Here is a 16,596-nt window from a genome sequence, read left to right on the forward strand (position 1 = left end):
GGGTGCTAAAGTTTCACTCGTTGCAAGGGCCTGTGGCGCAGTCCGGTAGCGCACCTCGTTCGCATCGAGGGGGCCAGGGGTTCAAATCCCCTCAGGTCCACGCAGCTTCGAGCCCCTGTCGGCGAAAGCTGGCAGGGGCTCTGCTCTGTTCCCCAGCTTTCAGAGGCTCTTCGCGAAGCAGCGGCTCGACTCGTGGTGCCGGTAGTAGCCGAACTTGGCGCACGGCTCGTAGCCGCTGGACGTGTACAGGGCTATGGCCTCCGGCTGCTTGAGGCCCGTCTCCAGGACCATGCGGACGCGGCCGGCTTCGCGGGCGTCCTCCTCCAGGGCGGCCAGGATGCGGCGGGCCAGGCCCCGGCCGCGCATCTGCTCGATCACGTACATGCGCTTGAGCTCGGCGTCGCCGTCGAGGTTGCCCTCGTCGTTCGCGTCCTGAGCGCGCCAGCCGCCCGAGGCGACGGGGGTGCCGAGCTCGTCGTACGCGATGAGGTAGATGCCGTTCGGCGTGTCGAAGTCCGTGGCGGCCATGGGCGTGGCATCGCCGTCGTCCCCGTAGCGGACGGCGTACTCGGCCTGGACCTGGTCGTTCAGCTTCACGGCGTCGGGGTGGTCGAAGGAGACCCGGCGTATATGCATGGCGGCTACCGTATTCGATCCGGAACTGGACCTCGTCCAGTGTGCCGGTATCGTGCCGGGGTGCTCACTGTGACCTCTGTGAATGTGAATGGGCTGCGTGCCGCCGCGAAGAAGGGCTTCGTGGAGTGGCTCGCGCAGACCGACGCCGACGTGCTGTGTCTCCAGGAGGTGCGGGCCGAGCCGGAGCAGTTGCCCGGGCACGTCCGCGATCCCGAGGGGTGGCATGTCGTGCACGTGCCGGCCGCCGCCAAGGGGCGGGCCGGGGTGTCCCTGTACAGCCGGCGTGAGCCCGACCGGGTCCGGGTCGGGTTCGGGTCCGCCGAGTTCGACGGCAGCGGGCGGTATGTGGAGGCCGATCTGCCGGGGGTCACCGTCGCCTCGCTGTATCTGCCCTCGGGTGAGGTCGGGACCGAGCGGCAGGACGAGAAGGAGCGCTTCACGGGCGAGTTCCTCGCCCATCTGAAGGAGCTTCGGGAGCGGGCCGCCGCCGAGGGGCGCGAGGTGCTCGTCTGCGGCGACTGGAACATCGCCCACCAGCAGGCCGACCTGAAGAACTGGCGCGGCAACACCAAGAACTCCGGGTTCCTGCCCGAGGAGCGGGAGTGGCTGTCCCGGGTCTTCGATCCCGCGGACGGCGGGTACGTCGACGTCGTACGTGCGCTGCACCCGGAAGCCGAGGGGCCGTACTCGTGGTGGTCGTACCGCGGGCGGGCCTTCGACAACGACACCGGCTGGCGGATCGACTATCACGTGGCCACCCCGGGGCTCGCCGGGCGGGCGGTCAAGGGGTTCGTGGAGCGGGCCGCCACTCATGCGGAGCGGTGGTCCGATCACGCGCCGGTGACCGTCATGTACGACCGCTAGGATCCGTCGGCCCTCGGTCCCCACCCCGACGCATCCTGCGGTCCAGGGCCAGGGACAGTTCCGCCTCCACCACACTGCGCGCCAGCGGGCGCAGGCGGGGCAGGTCGTCCTCGGAGGCGTGGCGCAGGACCAGGCCGGTGAAGAGTTCGGCCAGGGCGTCGGCGTGGGTGCGGACCTGCTTGGCAGCGCCGAGGACCTCCGCGAGGGGGATGCCCTCGCGGACCAGGGCCGAGGAGACGTCCAGCAGGCGGCGGCTGATGTGGACGATCTCGTCGCCGTCGGTGCCGAGATAGCCCAGTTCCATCGCGGCGGCGAGGTTCTCGGGGGTGGCCTCGCCCGCGAAGTGGTCGGCGAGTTCCTCGGGGGTGAGGTGGACCGGCTCCTCCTCGGTGGGTGCGCCGACGCCGAGCAGGTCGCCGACGTCCCGGCCGTGGTCGAAGGCCTCCGCCAGCTCCGCGATGCCGCTGAGGGTGTGGCCGCGTTCCAGCAGGGCCGTGATCGTGCGCAGCCGGTTCAGGTGGTGGTCGTCGTACCAGGCGATACGGCCTTCCCGGCGGGGTGGCGGGATCAGCTTGCGTTCGCGGTAGAAGCGCAGGGTGCGCACCGTGATCCCGGCCAGGCGTGCCAGCTCTTCCATGCGGTATTCACGCTTCTCGGCCACCTGGGCACCTTAAGGCGTACCGAGGGTGACTTTTCCTCGACCGCCCCCTACCCATCAGTACGTCACTGCCCTACTCTCCCATTGCGCCAGTGTTCACTGGCATGGTTCTCGTGGTGTGTGGAGGTGTCGGCATGGGCGAACGCGAACACGAACGCGAGCATGTGCGGGTCGCGGTGATCGGGTCCGGGTTCGGCGGGCTGGGGGCCGCCGTGCGGCTGCGCCGCGAGGGCGTCACCGACTTCGTCGTCCTGGAGCGGGCGAGCAGCGTCGGCGGGACCTGGCGCGACAACAGCTACCCGGGGTGCGCGTGTGACGTGCCGTCGCATCTGTACTCGTTCTCCTTCGCGCCCAACCCCGACTGGCCGCGCACCTTCTCGGGGCAGGAGCACATCCGCGCCTACCTGGAGCACCTGACGGACACGTTCCGGCTGCGGCCGCACATCCGCTTCGACTCGGAGGTGAAGCGGATGGCGTGGAACGCCGAGCGGCTGTGCTGGGACATCGAGACCAGCAGCGGGAGTCTGTCGGCGGACATCGTCGTCTCCGCCACCGGGCCGCTGTCCGACCCGAAGGTGCCGGACATCCCCGGGCTCGACTCCTTCCCGGGCAAGGTCTTCCACTCCGCCCGCTGGGACCACGACTACGACCTGCGCGGCAAGCGCGTCGCGATGGTGGGGACGGGGGCCTCGGCCATCCAGATCGTGCCGGCCATCCAGCCCGAGGTGTCGCGGCTCACGCTCTTCCAGCGCACCCCGCCGTGGGTGATGCCCCGCGTCGACCGGGCCATCAGCGACGCCGAGCGGTGGCTCCACCGGCAGCTGCCCCTCACCTCGCAGCTGCGGCGCGGACTGCTGTGGGGCATCAGGGAGTTGCAGGTCCAGGCGTTCACCAAGCGCCCGAACGAACTCGGTTTCGTCGAGCAGCTGGCCCGGCGCAACATGGCCCGTGCCATCAAGGACCCGGCCCTGCGGGCGAAGCTCACCCCGGACTACCGCATCGGCTGCAAGCGGATCCTGCTGTCCAGCGAGTACTACCCGGCGCTCGCGCGGCCCAACGTCGACGTCGTCGCGAGCGGGCTGAGCGAGGTCCGCGGATCGACCCTCGTCGCCGCCGACGGCAGCGAGGCCGAGGTGGACGCCATCGTCTTCGGCACCGGGTTCCACGTCACCGACATGCCCATCGCCGAGCGGGTCGTGGGCGCCGACGGACGGACCCTCGCCGAGACCTGGAAGGGCGGCATGGAGGCCCTGCGCGGCGCCTGCGCGGCCGGCTTCCCGAACTGGATGACGATCATCGGGCCCAACACGGGCCTCGGGAACTCCTCGATGATCCTCATGATCGAGTCCCAGCTGAACTACCTGGCCGACTTCGTCCGCCAAGTCGACGTCCTGGGGGTCCCCCCAGGCCCTTCGGGCTCTGGGGGAGGCCGGGTCGCCCTCGACGCCCGGCCGAGCGCCGTACGCGCCTGGAACCACCGGGTGCAGGAGCGCATGAAGCGGACCGTGTGGAACACCGGCGGCTGCACCAGCTGGTACCTCGACGCGAGCGGCCGCAACACCACCATCTGGCCCGGCACGACAGCCGAGTTCCGGCGGGCGACGCGGCGGGTGGACCTCGCGGAGTACGACGTCCTGCGGGCCCCCGTGACGAAGACGGCTGAGCAGAAGGCCGACAAGAAGGCCGGGGTGGACGCGTGAGCCGTCTCCTGCACGTCGACTCCGGCCCCTACGCCCCGCCCGTCGCCGCGCGCGAACTGACCGCCGTCTCCGCCGACGGCGCCCGGCTGCACGTCGAGATACACGGGCCCGACGCAGCCCCCGCCGTCGTCCTCGCCCACGGCTGGGCCTGCTCCACCGCCTTCTGGGCGGCGCAGATACGCGACCTGGCCGCCGACCACCGGGTCATCGCCTACGACCAGCGCGGCCACGGACGCAGCCCCGCGCACCCCGCGTGCAGCACCGACGCCCTCGCCGACGACCTCGAAGCCGTACTCGAAACCACCCTCGCGCCCGGCGAACAGGCCGTGATCGCCGGGCACTCCATGGGCGGCATGACCGTGATGGCGGCCTCCGGGAGAGCCGCCTTCCGCGAGCACACCGCCGCCGTCCTGCTGTGCAGCACGGGCAGTTCCCAACTGGTCGCGGCCTCCACCGTCGTACCCATGCGGCCCGGGCGGCTGCGGACCTGGCTGACCCGGCGGATCCTGGGCTCCCGTGCCCCGCTCGGCCCGGTCACGCCCCTGGCCCGCCGGATCCTCAAGTACGGGACGATGGGCCCGGGTTCGGCCCCGCACATGGTCGAGGCCTGCGCCCGCGTCGTGCACGCCTGTCCCCGCAAGGTCCGCTACGCCTGGTCGCACGTGCTGGACCTGCTCGACCTCGACCAGGGCGTGCGGGAGCTGGACGTGCCCACGGCCGTGGTCGTCGGTACGGCGGACCGGCTGACGCCGCCGGTGCAGGCCCGGGCCCTGGCCGCCGCGCTGCCGCACGGCACCGGGCTCACCGAACTGCCCGGCATCGGCCACATGACGCCGGTCGAGGCGCCCGAGCTGGTCACCGGGAAGATACGTGAACTCGTCCGCGCACACATCCAGGTCGTATCCGAGGAGAGCGCATGAGCAGGGTGAGCCTCGAGGGGAAGGTCGCCGTGGTGACCGGGGCGGCGCGCGGCGTCGGGGAGTTGCTGGCCCGCAAGCTCTCCGCGCGCGGTGTGAAGGTGGCGCTGGTCGGGCTCGAACCGGACGCGCTCAAGGAGGTCTCCGGGCGGCTGCACAGCGACAGCGACCACTGGCACGCCGATGTCACCGACCACGAGGCGATGGCCCGGGTCGCGCGGGAGGTGAAGGAGCGCTTCGGCAGGGTCGACATCGTCGTCGCCAACGCCGGTGTCGCCACGGGCGGTCCGTTCGCCGACTCAGACCCGGAGTCCTGGCGGCGGGTGATCGAGGTCAACCTGGTCGGCTCGGCGGTGACGGCCCGTGCCTTCCTGCCGCTGCTGCTGGAGAGCCGGGGGTATCTGCTCCAGATCGCGTCCCTCGCCGCGATCACGCCGGCGCCGATGATGACCGCCTACTGCGCGTCCAAGTCCGGTGTGGAGGCGTACGCGCACAGCCTGCGCGCCGAGGTCGGATACCGGGGCGTGAAGGTCGGCGTCGGGTACCTGTCGTGGACCGACACCGACATGGTGCGCGGGGCCGACCAGGACGACGTCATGCGGGAGTTGAGGCAGCGGCTGCCCTGGCCGTCCAACAAGACCTATCCGCTGGGCCCGGCGGTGGACCGGCTCGTGGCCGGGATCGAGCGGCGCGCCGGCCACGTCTACGGGCAGTGGTGGCTGCGCGGCATGCAGGGCGTGCGCGGATATCTGCCCGGGGCCATCGGGACGGTGGGCCAGCGTGAGATGCGGCGGTTCGCGGACCGGCTGACGGGCATGCGCACGGGCCTCGTCGGGGCGGGCGGAGCGGCCGATGAGCAGCAGAGGAATACGCTCCGTAAGTGATCGACATGCACAGCGTCACGGCTCATGTGAATCTGGTCGAGCCAGATCCCCTCACCCCCAACGGGAGTGAACCCACATGGGTATGAAGGACCAGTTCCAGGAGAAGTCCGAGCAGTGGCAGAACCAGGCCCGGCAGAAGGCGGACCAGGCTCGCGAGCAGGTGCAGGGCCGCGGCCGCCGGCGTGACGAGGACATGGACCCCTCGCAGCCGCAGCGCGACCGTGACCGTGACCGTGACCGTGACCGTGACCGCGAGCGCGAGCAGGAGGACCGCTTCGACCAGGACTACGACGCCTGACGTTGCGTGCTGAAGGGAAGGGGTGCCCCGCGCGGGGGTGCCCCTTCCTCACGTCCTGGACTTTCTCACGTCCTCGGCGGCAGCTTCGGACGGGAGCGGTCCGGTACGTCGCTGTAGGTCGGCGGCGTCGCCGGCGGATTGGTCTCCAGCAGCCCGAGCGCCAGCTCCACCGCGTCGGTCAGCTGGGCATGACGGCCCTCCGCCCAGTCCAGCGGGGTGCGCAGGACGTCGATGTCGGGGGCGACGCCCTTGTTCTCCACCGACCAGCCGTAGGCGTCGAACCAGGCCGCGTTCATCGGCACCGTGATCACCGTGCCGTCGCCCAGCTCGTGACGGCCGGTCATGCCGACCACGCCGCCCCAGGTGCGCTGTCCCACCACCGGGCCGAGCTTCAGCAGCTTGAACGCGGCGGTGATCATGTCGCCGTCGGAGGAGGTCGCCTCGTCCGCCAGGGCCACCACCGGGCCCCGCGGCGCGTTCGAGGTGTACGACACGGGCTGGGCGTCGCGGGTCAGGTCCCAGCCCAGGATCGTGCGGCTCAGCGTCTCGATGACCAGCTCGCTGATGTGACCGCCGGCGTTGCCGCGCACGTCCACGATCAGCGCGGGCCGGGACACCTCCATGCGCAGGTCGCGGTTGAACTGCGCCCATCCCGAACCGCCCATGTCCGGGATGTGTAGATAGCCGCACCTCCCGCCGCTCAACTCCCGTACCACCGCCCGGCGTTTGGCCACCCAGTCCTGGTAGCGCAGCGGCCGCTCGTCGATGAGCGGGACGACGGCGACCCGCCGGGGCGGGCCGGTGCCTTCCGCCGGGGAGAAGGTCAGCTCCACCGTCGTACCGCCCGCGCCCGCCAGCAGCGGATACGGGCCCGCGTCCGGATCCACCGGGCGGCCGTCGACGTGGGTCAGGACCGCCCCCTCGCGAATGCCCGTGCCGGCCAGCGGGGAGCGGGCCTTGGAGTCGGAGGAGTCGCCGGGCAGGATCCGCTTGACCATCCAGCCGCCGTCCCTGCGTACGAAGTTGGCGCCCAGCAGGCCCTGTCGGCGCTGGTAGTGCGGCGGGCCCTCGTTGCGCCGGGCGGCGGCGACGTACGCGTGGGACGTGCCCAGCTCGCCCAGCACCTCGCGCAGCAGGTCGGCGAACTCGTCCGGGGAGGCGGCCCGTTCGACCAGCGGACGGTACTGGTCCAGCACCCCGTCCCAGTCGATGCCGCACATGCCCGGCTCCCAGAAGTACGCCCGGATCAGCCGCCCGGCCTCCTCGTACGCCTGCCGCCACTGAGCCGCCGGGTCGACCACGTGCAGGATGCGGCGCGCGTCGATCCACACCGTCGTGTCGGCGTCGCCGGGCTCGGTCGCGGGCACCGCGCGCAGCTCGCCCTCGTCGACGATCACCAGCCGCGTGCCGTCGCCGCTGACCGCGAAGAAGTCGAGGTGCTCGGCGAGTTCGGACTTCTTGGCCTTGGTGACGCCGAAGTGCTCCAGGGTCGGCCGGCCGCTGGTGTCGTCCGGGTTCGCGAACGTCTCGCCCAGCGCACCCGAGATCGGCCAGCGCAGCCACACCAGCCCGCCGCCCGCCACCGGGTACAGCGCCGAGTACTTGGAGGCGGCCACCGGGAAGGGCGTGACCCGGCTCTCCAGCCCCTCGACCTCGACGGTCACGGCGCCGTTCTCCCCGTTCTCGTCGTCCTCCACCGGATCCAGGCCCCCGGCGGCCGGGCGACCCTCCGGGCTCAGCGCGAACGGGGAGGGCGTCGCGGAGGACAGCGGGACCAGATACGGGCGGCAGCCCAGCGGGAAGGACAGGTCGCCGGTGTGCACGTCGTAGACCGGGTCGAAACCGCGCCAGGAGAGGAAGGCGAGGTAGCGGCCGTCGCGCGTGAAGACCGGGTTCTCGTCCTCGAAACGGCCGTTGGTGACGTCGACGACGAACCCGTCCCCTTCTGCCGCTCCGGCGAGCCGGGCCAGCTTGATCTGCCGCAGTGTCCGCCCGATGCCCGGATGCGACCAGGTCAGCCACGCCCCGTCCGGGGAGAACGCGAGGTCGCGCACGGGCCCGTTGATCGACCGGATCAGTTCGCTGACCTCACCCTCCGACTCCTCGGCGACGTCGACGAGCAGCAGTCGCCCGTCGTGCGAGGCGACCGCCAGCCGTTCGCCCTCCGGGTCCGACACCAGCTCGCGCACTCGGCCCAGCTCGCCCGAGGCCAGCCGCCTCGGCCCGCGGTCGCCGGTCGCCCGGGGCAGGGAGGCGATCTCGATCGCGTCCTCGCCCTCCGCGTCCGTCACATACGCCACCCGCCCGCTCGCGCCGAGCATCTCCGGGATCCGCACCCGGACGCCCGGGGTGTCGGTGAGGGTGCGGGCCGGCCCGTCCCGGTGGGTGAGCCAGTACAGGCTGCCGCGTACGACGACCGCGCTGGCCCGCCCGGTCTCGTCGACCGAGATCCCGTCGACGTGCTGGGCCGCGGCCACCTGGTAGGGGCGCCGCCCCGCGCGCGGCCCGCTCAGCCGTACGTCCAGCCGGCGCGGCTCGGAGTGCGGTGACAGGTCGTCGACGAGCCACAGGTCGCCCGCGCACTGGTACACCACCCGGGTGCCGTCACTGGAGGCGTGCCGGGCGTAGAAGGCGTCGTGGTCGGTGTGCCGGCGCAGGTCGGAGCCGTCGTAGGCGCACGAGTAGAGGTTGCCGACGCCCTCGTGGTCGGAGAGGAAGGCGATCCGGCCACCGACGAACATGGGGGAGTGCAGATGACCGCCGAGACCGGCCAGCAGCCGTTCGCCGTGCAGCCACAGTCTGCCCGTGGCCCCGCCCCGGTAGCGCTTCCAGGCGGCCGGTTCGTGCGGCGGGGTGCCGGTGAGCAGGAGAGACTTCCGCTCCCCGTCCAGATCGGCGACCTGGATGTCGGCGACCGGCCCCCAGGGCAGCTTGCGGCCCGGGTCGCCGTCGACGGAGACCTTGTAGGCCCAGGTGAAGTACGAGAAGGGCTCGCCGTGCGAGGCCACGGCCAGGATCTCGCCGTCCGGGGTCCAGCCGCAGACCCGGGTGTCGGCGCTGCCCCAGTGGCTCACCTGCTGTCCCGGGCCGCCGTCCACCGGGGCGAGATGGACCTCGGGCCCCAGGCTGCGCCAGCTCGTGTACGCGAGGTGGCGGCCGTCGGGCGAGAAGCGAGGGTGGCCCACCTTGGTGCGGTCGACGGTGAGCCGCCAGGCGCGGCCGGGGCCGTCGACCGGGGCGAGCCACAGGTCGTCCTCGGCCACGAAGCACAGCAGGTCGTCATGGAGGTGCGGCAGACGCAGATAGCTCACGTCCCCATGCTTTGCCCGGTGGCGTACCGGAGCAAGTTGTGACAAACCGCTGAACGTGCCGCCTCGTGACCCAGGACACGTACGAAACGGTTTCGTTTCCATAGGGGCTGCGCTACATTCGTGACGTACGAAACCGTGTCGTTCGGAGCAGGAAGGTGAGCGAGATGGCTGAGGTCGCCACCGCGCGTCGCAGTCGGATCACCCCCGAGCGTGAGGCCGAGCTGTACGCGGCCGTGCTCGACCTGCTCCGCGAGGTCGGCTACGACGCCCTCACCATGGACGCCGTGGCCGCCCGCACGCGATCCAGCAAGGCGACGCTCTACCGCCAGTGGGGCGGCAAGCCCGAACTGGTGGTGAGGGCGATCCGGCACAACAAGCCGGGCAGCGTCGCCGACGTCGACACGGGATCCCTGCGGGGCGACCTGCACGCCCTCACCTCGCGTGAGGACGACCGCACCATGCAGCAGAACGCCGCGCTGATGCGGGGTCTGTTCATGGCGGTGCACGGCAACCCGGACCTCCTCCAGGCGTTCAAGGAACTGCTCATCGAGCCCGAGATGGAGGAGTTCCACCGGGTGGTGCAAAGAGCGGTCGACCGCGGCGAGGTGCAGGCCGGCCGCCCGGCGCTGGACTACGTCATGCACATGCTCGTCGGCGCCTTCGCCACGCGCACGCTGATCGACGACCAGCCGCCGACGCAGGCGTTCCTCGCCTCGTACATCGACGCCGTGGTCCTCCCCGCCCTCGGCGTACCCACCGAGTAGTCCCCCTCGGCGTACCCATCGAGTAGTCCCCCTCGGCTAGCCCCTAACCTGACGTCTCCGCTCACGTCGTCGGGCTGATCACCCCTGCCCAGAACCGACCCCACGACCTGACCGGGAGTACGCCCTCGTGGCCACATGCCTCTACAAACTCGGCCGGATCTCCTTCCGGCGGCGGCACTTCGTCGCCCTGATATGGGTGGCCCTGCTGACCCTCGCCGGTGTCGGCGCGGCCGGCGCCCCCGCCGCGGGCAACAGCTCGTTCTCCATCCCCGGCACGGAGGCCCAGAAGGCCTTCGACCTGCTGGAACAGCGCTTCCCCGGCACGAGCGCCGACGGAGCCACCGCACGGGTCGTCTTCAAGGCGCCGAGCGGCGAGAAGATGACCGACCCCGGCAACAAGGCGACCGTCCAGGAGACCGTCAAGGAACTCGCCGACGGCTCCGAGGTCGTCCGCGTCACCGACCCGTACCAGGCGAAGGCCGTCAGCAAGGACGGCACGATCGCGTACGCGCAGGTGTCGTACAAGGTCTCCGGCATGGAGCTGGAGGACTCCTCCCGCGACGCCCTTCAGGACAGCGCGCAGGACGCGCGGAAGGCCGGGCTGACCGTGGAGGTCGGCGGTGACGCGCTCCAGACGGTCCCGCACACCGGCACCACCGAGATCATCGGCATCGCGGTCGCCGCGGTCGTCCTCGTCATCACCTTCGGCTCGCTGGTCGCGGCCGGTCTGCCGCTGCTGACGGCGCTCATCGGCGTGGGCATCGGCGTCTCCTCGATCACGGCGCTGGCCGACGCGCTGGACCTGGGCTCGACGACCTCCACCCTCGCGATGATGATCGGCCTCGCGGTCGGCATCGACTACGCGCTGTTCATCGTCTCCCGCTACCGGGCCGAACTCGCCGAGGGCCGTGACCGCGAGGACGCGGCGAGCCGGGCCGTCGGCACGGCGGGCTCCGCGGTGGTCTTCGCGGGCCTCACGGTCGTGATCGCCCTGGTGGGCCTGTCGGTCGTCAACATCCCGATGCTGACGAAGATGGGCGTCGCGGCGGCGGGCACGGTGGCCGTCGCGGTGCTGATCGCACTGACCATGGTCCCGGCGCTGCTCGGGTACGCAGGCCGGAGGGTGAAGCCGGCGGGGGAGAAGGGCAGGCTGCTCGGCCGGGCGAAGAAGCAGCAGGAGCAGGACAGGCCGGCGAAGCCGAACCTGGGCACGCGCTGGGCGAGCTTCGTCGTCCGCCGCCCGATCGCGGTCCTGCTGCTCGGCGTCATCGGCCTCGGCGCGGCGGCCGTCCCGGCGGCGAGCCTGGAACTGGGCCTGCCGGACGACGGCTCCCAGCCCACCTCCACCACGCAGCGCCGCGCCTACGACCTCCTCTCCGAGGGCTTCGGGCCGGGCTCCAACGGCCCGCTCATGGTCGTGGTCGACGCGAAGGACAGCGACGACCCGAAGGCGGCCTTCACGGAGGTCGGCGACGAGATCAAGGGCCTCAAGGACGTCGTCACCGTGACGCCGCCTGCGCCCAACAAGTCCGGTGACACGGCGACGATCACCGTCATCCCGGACTCCAAGCCGTCGTCGGTCGCGACCGAGGACCTGGTCCACTCCATCCGCGACAAGGGCGCCGGCATCAAGGCCGACTCGGACGCGAACGTGCTGGTCACCGGCCAGACGGCGATGAACATCGACGTCTCCGAGAAACTGAACGACGCCCTGATCCCCTACCTGGTCCTGGTGGTCGGCCTGGCCTTCCTCCTGCTGATCGTGGTCTTCCGCTCGATCCTGGTCCCCCTGAAGGCGGCCCTCGGCTTCCTCCTGTCGGTGATGGCGGCCCTCGGCGCCGTGGTCGCGGTCTTCCAGTGGGGCTGGCTGGCCGACCTGATGGGCGTGGAGCAGACCGGCCCGGTCATGTCGATGATGCCGATCTTCATGGTGGGCGTGGTCTTCGGACTGGCCATGGACTACGAGGTCTTCCTGGTGACCCGGATGCGGGAGGCCTACGTCCACGGCGAGAAGGCCGGGCAGGCGGTCGTGACGGGCTTCCGGCACGGCGCCCGGGTGGTGACGGCCGCGGCGGTCATCATGATGGCGGTCTTCGCCGGCTTCATCGGCTCGTCCGAGTCCATGGTCAAGATGATCGGCTTCGGCCTCGCGATCGCCGTCTTCTTCGACGCGTTCGTCGTCCGCATGGCCATCGTCCCGGCCGTCCTGGCCCTCCTCGGCCGCAAGGCCTGGTGGCTGCCCAAGTGGCTGGACCGGGCGCTGCCCAACGTGGACGTCGAGGGGGAGGGGCTGCGCTCGCAGTCCGAGCGGGAGGACGGGGACCGGGCGGTGATACGCGCCTGACGCCCCGACACCTCTGAATCTCCGAGAAACCGGCCGGTGAGGGCTCCGTGGGACGGGGCGCCCTCACCGGCTCTCAGGCGTCGTAGACGGTGGAGCGGCGTCCGACGTGCACGACCCAGACCACCAGCTCTCCGTTGTCGATCGTGTAGAGGACGCGATAATCGCCGACGCGGAGCCGGCGCCGGTCGGGCTGTGAGACGAGCGCGGTGGTGTGGAAGCCGTAGGGATCGGTCTCCAGTTCCGTGAGCTTGACCAGGATGCGGAGTGCCATGTCCCGGGGGATCTTGCGCAGCTCCGCTTGAGCCTCCGGCCGGAAGACAGTGCGGTATTTACTCACTGCGCCCCAGCGTCTCCCTCATGACGTCCTCGATGGGGACACCGGCTGCTGGATTCGCCATGCGCTCGTCGATGATCCGGTTGATCTCGCGCTCTTCCCACTCCTGGTACCGGCGCAGAACCTCGATCGACACGACTGCGGCGACCTTCTTGCCTCGCCGGGTGATCACCGTGGGCGTGTCATCACGCTCGGCCCGTTCGACCACCTCGGCCAGGTGGGCGCGTACCTCACGGATGGACTCTATGGGCATCTGGGTCATGGACCAAGAGTACATGTTGTGCCATGTGTACACCTGGGCCAGATCCGGCGCCGGCGAGCCACAACCCGCTCGCATGCCCCATACACCCACCGCTACCGTGCCCCCATGACGACGACAGCCGCCACTGACGCCGAGAACTCCGGAGCTCACCCCCGGTTCATCGAAGCCCTGCGGGAGCTCGGGCTGGATCAGGTTCCTCCGCTCATCCGCCGGTTCCCGGAGGCCACCCGGACCGCTGCCGAGGCCGCCGCCGCGCTCGGGTGTGAGCTGAGTCAGATCTGCAAGTCGCTGATCTTCGCGGCGGACGGAGTGCCGGTGCTGGTGCTCATGGACGGGGCCTCCCGGGTCGACGTCGAGCTCGTGCGCAAGGAGCTCGGGGTGGACAAGGTCACGCGGGCCAAGGTCGATGTCGTGCGGGAGACCACCGGGTACGCCATCGGCGGCGTGCCGCCCTTCGGGCACCGGACGAAAACGCGCGTGCTCGCCGACCGGTCCCTGCTCGGGCACGACCTCGTCTGGGCCGCCGCCGGGACGCCGTACACCGTGTTCCCCATGGCACCCCGCGACCTCGTCGCCCACGCCGGCGGCACCCTCGTGGACGTGCGAGAGCTCGCCGCGTGACACCTCTGGTCACCGCCGCCGTCCTGCTCGCCGCCGTCACGCACGCCAGCTGGAACGCCATCGCCCACAAGATCACCGACAAGCTGGCCGGGTTCGCGCTGATCTCGGGCGGTGGAGTGGTCATCGGGCTGGCCCTGGCGCCCTTCGTGGCGTTTCCGGCGGCCCGGGCATGGCCGTATCTGCTCGGTTCCGCCGCCATACACATCGCCTACAACGCGCTGCTGATGAAGTCCTTCCGGCTGGGCGACTTCGGGCAGGCCTATCCCATCGCGCGTGGCACCGCGCCTCTCGTCGTGACCGTGCTCGCCGCCGTCTTCGCGCACGAGGTGCCCGACGGGTGGGCCGCCGCCGGTATCGCCCTGTCGTGCGCGGGGCTGACCGGCGTCGCCGTGTGGGGACTGCGCGGGCGCCGCCCCGACTGGGCGGCGATCGGGGCGGCCCTGGCGACCGGGCTGACGATCGCGGCGTACACCGTCGTCGACGGGCTCGGCGTGCGCGCCTCCGGTTCCTCACTCGGGTACATCGCCTGGCTGATGGCGGTCCAAGGGGTCGTGATCCCCGCCTACGCCGTGAGCCGCTGGAGGAGGCGGACCGCCGCCGTTCTCCGGCCGTTCGCCGGGGTCGGGCTCATCGGGGCCGCCCTCTCCGTCGCCGCCTACGCCCTCGTGCTGTGGGCCCAGACCAGGGCCGAGCTCGCGCCCATCGCCGCCCTGCGCGAGTCGTCGATCATCGTGGGCGCGGCGATCGGGGCCGTGTTCTTCAAGGAGCGGTTCGGGGCGCCGAGAATCGCGGCGGCCGGGCTGCTCGTCGTCGGGATCGGGCTGATGCTGCACGCCGGATAGCCGGGGTCAGGCGGGTGCGCATCCCCCTGGTGAGGAGCACCCTGGAACTAAGTGTTCCGGAGGTGATCGTCATGATGCACACCACAGTGGGATGGCACATCGAGATGGAGTTCCGGGAGGACGACCAGCACACCCGGGCCGTGGCGCTGGTCCGGCTGCCCGACGGCACCGAGGTACGGGCGCACGGGCACGCGAGCCGGCACCGGACCGACGTCAATCAGCCCAGAGTCGGGGAGGAGATCGCAGGTGCCCGGGCACTCAACGAGCTCGCCATGCGACTGCTGACCAAGGCCCACGACGAGATCGACCAGGCATCGGGGCGGACGTCCCACCCGATTCACGTCTAGGGCCTGTCGTTTGGATCACGTCGCAGACGCGGGGCCTGGCACGCGCGACAGACCCTGGGGTCTCAAGCGACAGACCCTTAAAGCCCGAGCGCTCCCCGCACCGCCCGTACCAGCCCCTGCGCCCGCGGATCCGCCGTCACCGTCTTGCGGAAGCCGTTGGTGACATAGCCGAACGCGATCCCGGTGTCCGGGTCGGCGAAGCCGAGGGCGCCGCCGCGGCCCGGGTGGCCGAAGGAGCCCGGTGTGAGGAAGGGGGAGGCGCTGCCGTGCAGCATGTAGCCGAGGCCGAAGCGGGTGCCGACCACCAGGATCCGGTCGGGGCCCGCCGACTCCTCGGACCGGGCCAGTTCGACCGTCTGAGGCGTGAACAGGCGTGCGGCGCCGGCGGTGTCGCCGATCAGCGTCGCGTAGAAGCGGGCCAGTCCGTCCGCCGTCGCGATGGCGTTGGTCGCGGGGAGGGCTGCCGCGCGGTAGGCCGGGTCGTTCTGGTCCGGGAACGGGGCGATCGCCGCGAAGGCCCGGCGGGTCAGGGAAGCCGGGTCCTCGTAGGCCTCGGTGACCGAGCGCTTCGGGCGGGCCCGCAGGCCGCCGGTCGGCTCGGGTCCCTCGACGCGGCCCACGCGTCCGACCCGGCCGGCTTCCGCGTCCGGCAGGCCCAGCCAGAGGTCCAGGCCCAGTGGGCCGGCTATCTGCGAGGCGAGCCATGCGCCGGTGCTCCGCCCGGTCACGCGTCGCACCAGTTCGTCGAGCAGCCAGCCGTAGGTGAGCGCGTGGTAGCCGTGGTCGGTGCCGGGTTCCCAGGCGGGTGCCTGGGCGGCGACCGCCTCCGGGCCCCGGAGCGGGTCGAGGGCCTGCTCAGGGGTGAGCGGCCGGTCGAGCACGGGCAGTCCGGCCCGGTGGTTCAGGATGTGCCGGACCAGCACCCGCTCCTTGCCCTGCGCCTTGAACTCCGGCCAGTACTGGCCCACCGGCGCGTCCAGGTCCAGATGCCCGCGCTGGTGCAGCAGCAGGAGTACGGCGGCGGCGACGCCCTTCGTCGCCGAGCGCACGACCTGGGCGGTGCCGCGCTCCCAGGGGTCCGTGCCGTCGACGTCCTTCGTGCCGGCCCACAGGTCGACGACCCGCTGCCCGTCCCGGTAGACGGCGACGGCCGCGCCCCGCTCCCCGAGCGCGGCGAAGTTCCGTACGAACGCGTCCCTGACCGGCTCGAAGTCCTCGGCCACTGTGCCGTGCACGTCCACGTCCGTACTCCTCGTCTCGCCGACTCGCTCCCCTTTCAACCAAGCACGATCGTGACGTCGATGTTCCCGCGGGTCGCGTTCGAGTACGGGCAGACCTCGTGGGCCGCGTCCACCAGCTTGCTCGCGAGGCCTGGGTCGAGGACGGGGAGCGAGATGCTCAGGGCGACCGCGAGGCCGTAGCCGCGCTGCTTGTTGGGGCCGAGGCCGACCTTCGCGGAGACCGTCGAGCCGGTCAGGTCGTAGCCCTCGCGGTTGCCGACCAGGATCAGCGCGTTGTGAAAGCAGGAGCTGTAGCCGGCCGCGAAGAGCTGTTCCGGGTTGGTGCCGTTGCCGTCGCCGCCGAGCTGCGGGGGCATCGCGACCTTGAGGTCGAGTTGGCCGTCCTGGCTGGTGACATAGCCCTCGCGGCCGCCGTGGGCGGTGGCCTCGGCCACGTACATGATCTTCGTCGGGCGGGTGTCGACGGCGGCGGCGTCAGTCATGGCTGGATCCCCCAGAACAGGTGTGCACTAATACATCGCGCACAAGGTACCGGCCAGTAGGAAAGCGTCTGCTCAGGAGGGGGTGATGACC

At 71.2% G+C, this 16,596-nt stretch carries 17 protein-coding genes and 1 tRNA gene; 11 read left to right on the top strand and 7 right to left on the bottom strand.

The features are described 5' to 3' along the window. Positions 1-26 precede the first annotated feature (26 nt). Positions 27-100: transfer RNA gene (locus tag ACIBNA_RS37990), tRNA-Ala, on the top strand. Positions 101-159: 59 nt separating this feature from the next. Here ACIBNA_RS37990 and ACIBNA_RS37995 read toward each other — a convergent pair. Continuing rightward, positions 160-636, bottom strand: a complete 477-nt coding sequence (locus ACIBNA_RS37995; RefSeq protein WP_399169792.1) for a GNAT family N-acetyltransferase — start codon at positions 634-636, stop codon at positions 160-162. A gap of 60 nt (positions 637-696) precedes the next feature. Here ACIBNA_RS37995 and ACIBNA_RS38000 point away from each other — a divergent pair, with 60 nt between their 5' ends. Continuing rightward, the gene (locus ACIBNA_RS38000) at positions 697-1,500 is read left to right on the top strand and encodes an exodeoxyribonuclease III (RefSeq protein ID WP_399169795.1); all 804 of its coding nucleotides are present in this window, start codon (positions 697-699) and stop codon (positions 1,498-1,500) included. Here ACIBNA_RS38000 and ACIBNA_RS38005 read toward each other — a convergent pair. Next, positions 1,484-2,161, bottom strand: coding sequence for a MerR family transcriptional regulator (locus ACIBNA_RS38005; protein WP_399169797.1), 678 nt, complete (start codon positions 2,159-2,161; stop codon positions 1,484-1,486). The genes ACIBNA_RS38000 and ACIBNA_RS38005 overlap by 17 nt on opposite strands. Before the next feature lie 131 nt (positions 2,162-2,292). Between ACIBNA_RS38005 and ACIBNA_RS38010 the strand changes: the two genes are divergently transcribed. The 4 genes from ACIBNA_RS38010 (at position 2,293) to ACIBNA_RS38025 (ending at position 5,957) form a co-directional block, all read left to right on the top strand. Next, positions 2,293-3,858, top strand: coding sequence for a flavin-containing monooxygenase (locus tag ACIBNA_RS38010; protein WP_399169798.1), 1,566 nt, complete (start codon positions 2,293-2,295; stop codon positions 3,856-3,858). Beyond that, positions 3,855-4,778, top strand: a complete 924-nt coding sequence (locus ACIBNA_RS38015; protein ID WP_399169800.1) for an alpha/beta fold hydrolase — start codon at positions 3,855-3,857, stop codon at positions 4,776-4,778. The genes ACIBNA_RS38010 and ACIBNA_RS38015 overlap by 4 nt, the downstream gene beginning before the upstream one ends. Further along, on the top strand, positions 4,775-5,659 hold the full coding sequence (locus ACIBNA_RS38020) for an SDR family oxidoreductase (protein ID WP_399169801.1): 885 nt from the start codon (positions 4,775-4,777) through the stop codon (positions 5,657-5,659). The genes ACIBNA_RS38015 and ACIBNA_RS38020 overlap by 4 nt, the downstream gene beginning before the upstream one ends. Positions 5,660-5,735: 76 nt before the next feature. Next, entirely contained in the window at positions 5,736-5,957 is a 222-nt protein-coding gene (locus tag ACIBNA_RS38025) for a hypothetical protein (RefSeq protein WP_399169802.1), read from the top strand. A gap of 65 nt (positions 5,958-6,022) precedes the next feature. On the opposite strand, the gene ACIBNA_RS38030 is transcribed toward ACIBNA_RS38025, so the two are convergent. Continuing rightward, the gene (locus ACIBNA_RS38030) at positions 6,023-9,268 is read right to left on the bottom strand and encodes a S41 family peptidase (protein ID WP_399169803.1); all 3,246 of its coding nucleotides are present in this window, start codon (positions 9,266-9,268) and stop codon (positions 6,023-6,025) included. Positions 9,269-9,432: 164 nt separating this feature from the next. Between ACIBNA_RS38030 and ACIBNA_RS38035 the strand changes: the two genes are divergently transcribed. Together ACIBNA_RS38035 and ACIBNA_RS38040 are read left to right on the top strand one after the other, a co-directional pair. Beyond that, the gene (locus ACIBNA_RS38035) at positions 9,433-10,032 is read left to right on the top strand and encodes a TetR/AcrR family transcriptional regulator (protein ID WP_399169804.1); all 600 of its coding nucleotides are present in this window, start codon (positions 9,433-9,435) and stop codon (positions 10,030-10,032) included. Positions 10,033-10,159: 127 nt separating this feature from the next. Continuing rightward, positions 10,160-12,376 carry an MMPL family transporter gene (locus ACIBNA_RS38040; RefSeq protein ID WP_399169805.1) on the top strand — a complete coding sequence of 739 codons (2,217 nt, stop codon included), beginning with the start codon at positions 10,160-10,162 and terminating at the stop codon, positions 12,374-12,376. A 73-nt stretch (positions 12,377-12,449) separates the two neighbouring features. Here the strand turns inward: ACIBNA_RS38040 and ACIBNA_RS38045 are convergent, their stop codons facing one another. Next, a complete protein-coding gene (locus tag ACIBNA_RS38045) occupies positions 12,450-12,713 on the bottom strand; it encodes a type II toxin-antitoxin system RelE/ParE family toxin (protein WP_399169806.1) in 264 nt (87 codons plus the stop codon). After that, entirely contained in the window at positions 12,706-12,972 is a 267-nt protein-coding gene (locus ACIBNA_RS38050) for a type II toxin-antitoxin system Phd/YefM family antitoxin (protein ID WP_399169807.1), read from the bottom strand. Before ACIBNA_RS38050 ends, ACIBNA_RS38045 begins: the two co-directional genes overlap by 8 nt. A 105-nt stretch (positions 12,973-13,077) precedes the next feature. On the opposite strand from ACIBNA_RS38050, the gene ACIBNA_RS38055 reads away from it, so the two are divergent. The 3 genes from ACIBNA_RS38055 to ACIBNA_RS38065 all read left to right on the top strand — a co-directional run bounded on the left by ACIBNA_RS38055 (position 13,078) and on the right by ACIBNA_RS38065 (position 14,782). After that, positions 13,078-13,593 carry a YbaK/EbsC family protein gene (locus ACIBNA_RS38055; protein ID WP_399169808.1) on the top strand — a complete coding sequence of 172 codons (516 nt, stop codon included), beginning with the start codon at positions 13,078-13,080 and terminating at the stop codon, positions 13,591-13,593. After that, positions 13,590-14,435, top strand: coding sequence for an EamA family transporter (locus ACIBNA_RS38060; protein ID WP_399169809.1), 846 nt, complete (start codon positions 13,590-13,592; stop codon positions 14,433-14,435). Before ACIBNA_RS38055 ends, ACIBNA_RS38060 begins: the two co-directional genes overlap by 4 nt. Before the next feature lie 71 nt (positions 14,436-14,506). Further along, positions 14,507-14,782, top strand: a complete 276-nt coding sequence (locus tag ACIBNA_RS38065; RefSeq protein WP_399169810.1) for a DUF1876 domain-containing protein — start codon at positions 14,507-14,509, stop codon at positions 14,780-14,782. A 77-nt stretch (positions 14,783-14,859) separates the two neighbouring features. Here ACIBNA_RS38065 and ACIBNA_RS38070 read toward each other — a convergent pair whose 3' ends face one another. Beyond that, a complete protein-coding gene (locus ACIBNA_RS38070; protein ID WP_399169811.1) occupies positions 14,860-16,023 on the bottom strand; it encodes a serine hydrolase domain-containing protein in 1,164 nt (387 codons plus the stop codon). Between the two features lie 35 nt (positions 16,024-16,058). After that, positions 16,059-16,505, bottom strand: a complete 447-nt coding sequence (locus ACIBNA_RS38075) for an organic hydroperoxide resistance protein (RefSeq protein WP_399169813.1) — start codon at positions 16,503-16,505, stop codon at positions 16,059-16,061. Between the last annotated feature and the right edge of the window lie 91 nt (positions 16,506-16,596).

This window comes from Streptomyces sp. NPDC050164 (assembly GCF_044459945.1).
GTDB classification, from domain to species: Bacteria; Actinomycetota; Actinomycetes; order Streptomycetales; family Streptomycetaceae; genus Streptomyces; species Streptomyces coeruleorubidus_A.

What these genes read in the sequence shown, in the direction of transcription:
- ACIBNA_RS37995 (WP_399169792.1), bottom strand. Translation starts at nt 636, where the DNA reads ATGCATATACGCCGGGTCTCCTTCGACCACCCCGACGCCGTGAAGCTG.
- ACIBNA_RS38010 (WP_399169798.1), top strand. Translation starts at nt 2,293, where the DNA reads ATGGGCGAACGCGAACACGAACGCGAGCATGTGCGGGTCGCGGTGATC.
- ACIBNA_RS38020 (WP_399169801.1), top strand. Translation starts at nt 4,775, where the DNA reads ATGAGCAGGGTGAGCCTCGAGGGGAAGGTCGCCGTGGTGACCGGGGCG.
- ACIBNA_RS38025 (WP_399169802.1), top strand. Translation starts at nt 5,736, where the DNA reads ATGGGTATGAAGGACCAGTTCCAGGAGAAGTCCGAGCAGTGGCAGAAC.
- ACIBNA_RS38035 (WP_399169804.1), top strand. Translation starts at nt 9,433, where the DNA reads ATGGCTGAGGTCGCCACCGCGCGTCGCAGTCGGATCACCCCCGAGCGT.
- ACIBNA_RS38050 (WP_399169807.1), bottom strand. Translation starts at nt 12,972, where the DNA reads ATGACCCAGATGCCCATAGAGTCCATCCGTGAGGTACGCGCCCACCTG.
- ACIBNA_RS38055 (WP_399169808.1), top strand. Translation starts at nt 13,078, where the DNA reads ATGACGACGACAGCCGCCACTGACGCCGAGAACTCCGGAGCTCACCCC.
- ACIBNA_RS38065 (WP_399169810.1), top strand. Translation starts at nt 14,507, where the DNA reads ATGATGCACACCACAGTGGGATGGCACATCGAGATGGAGTTCCGGGAG.
- ACIBNA_RS38075 (WP_399169813.1), bottom strand. Translation starts at nt 16,505, where the DNA reads ATGACTGACGCCGCCGCCGTCGACACCCGCCCGACGAAGATCATGTAC.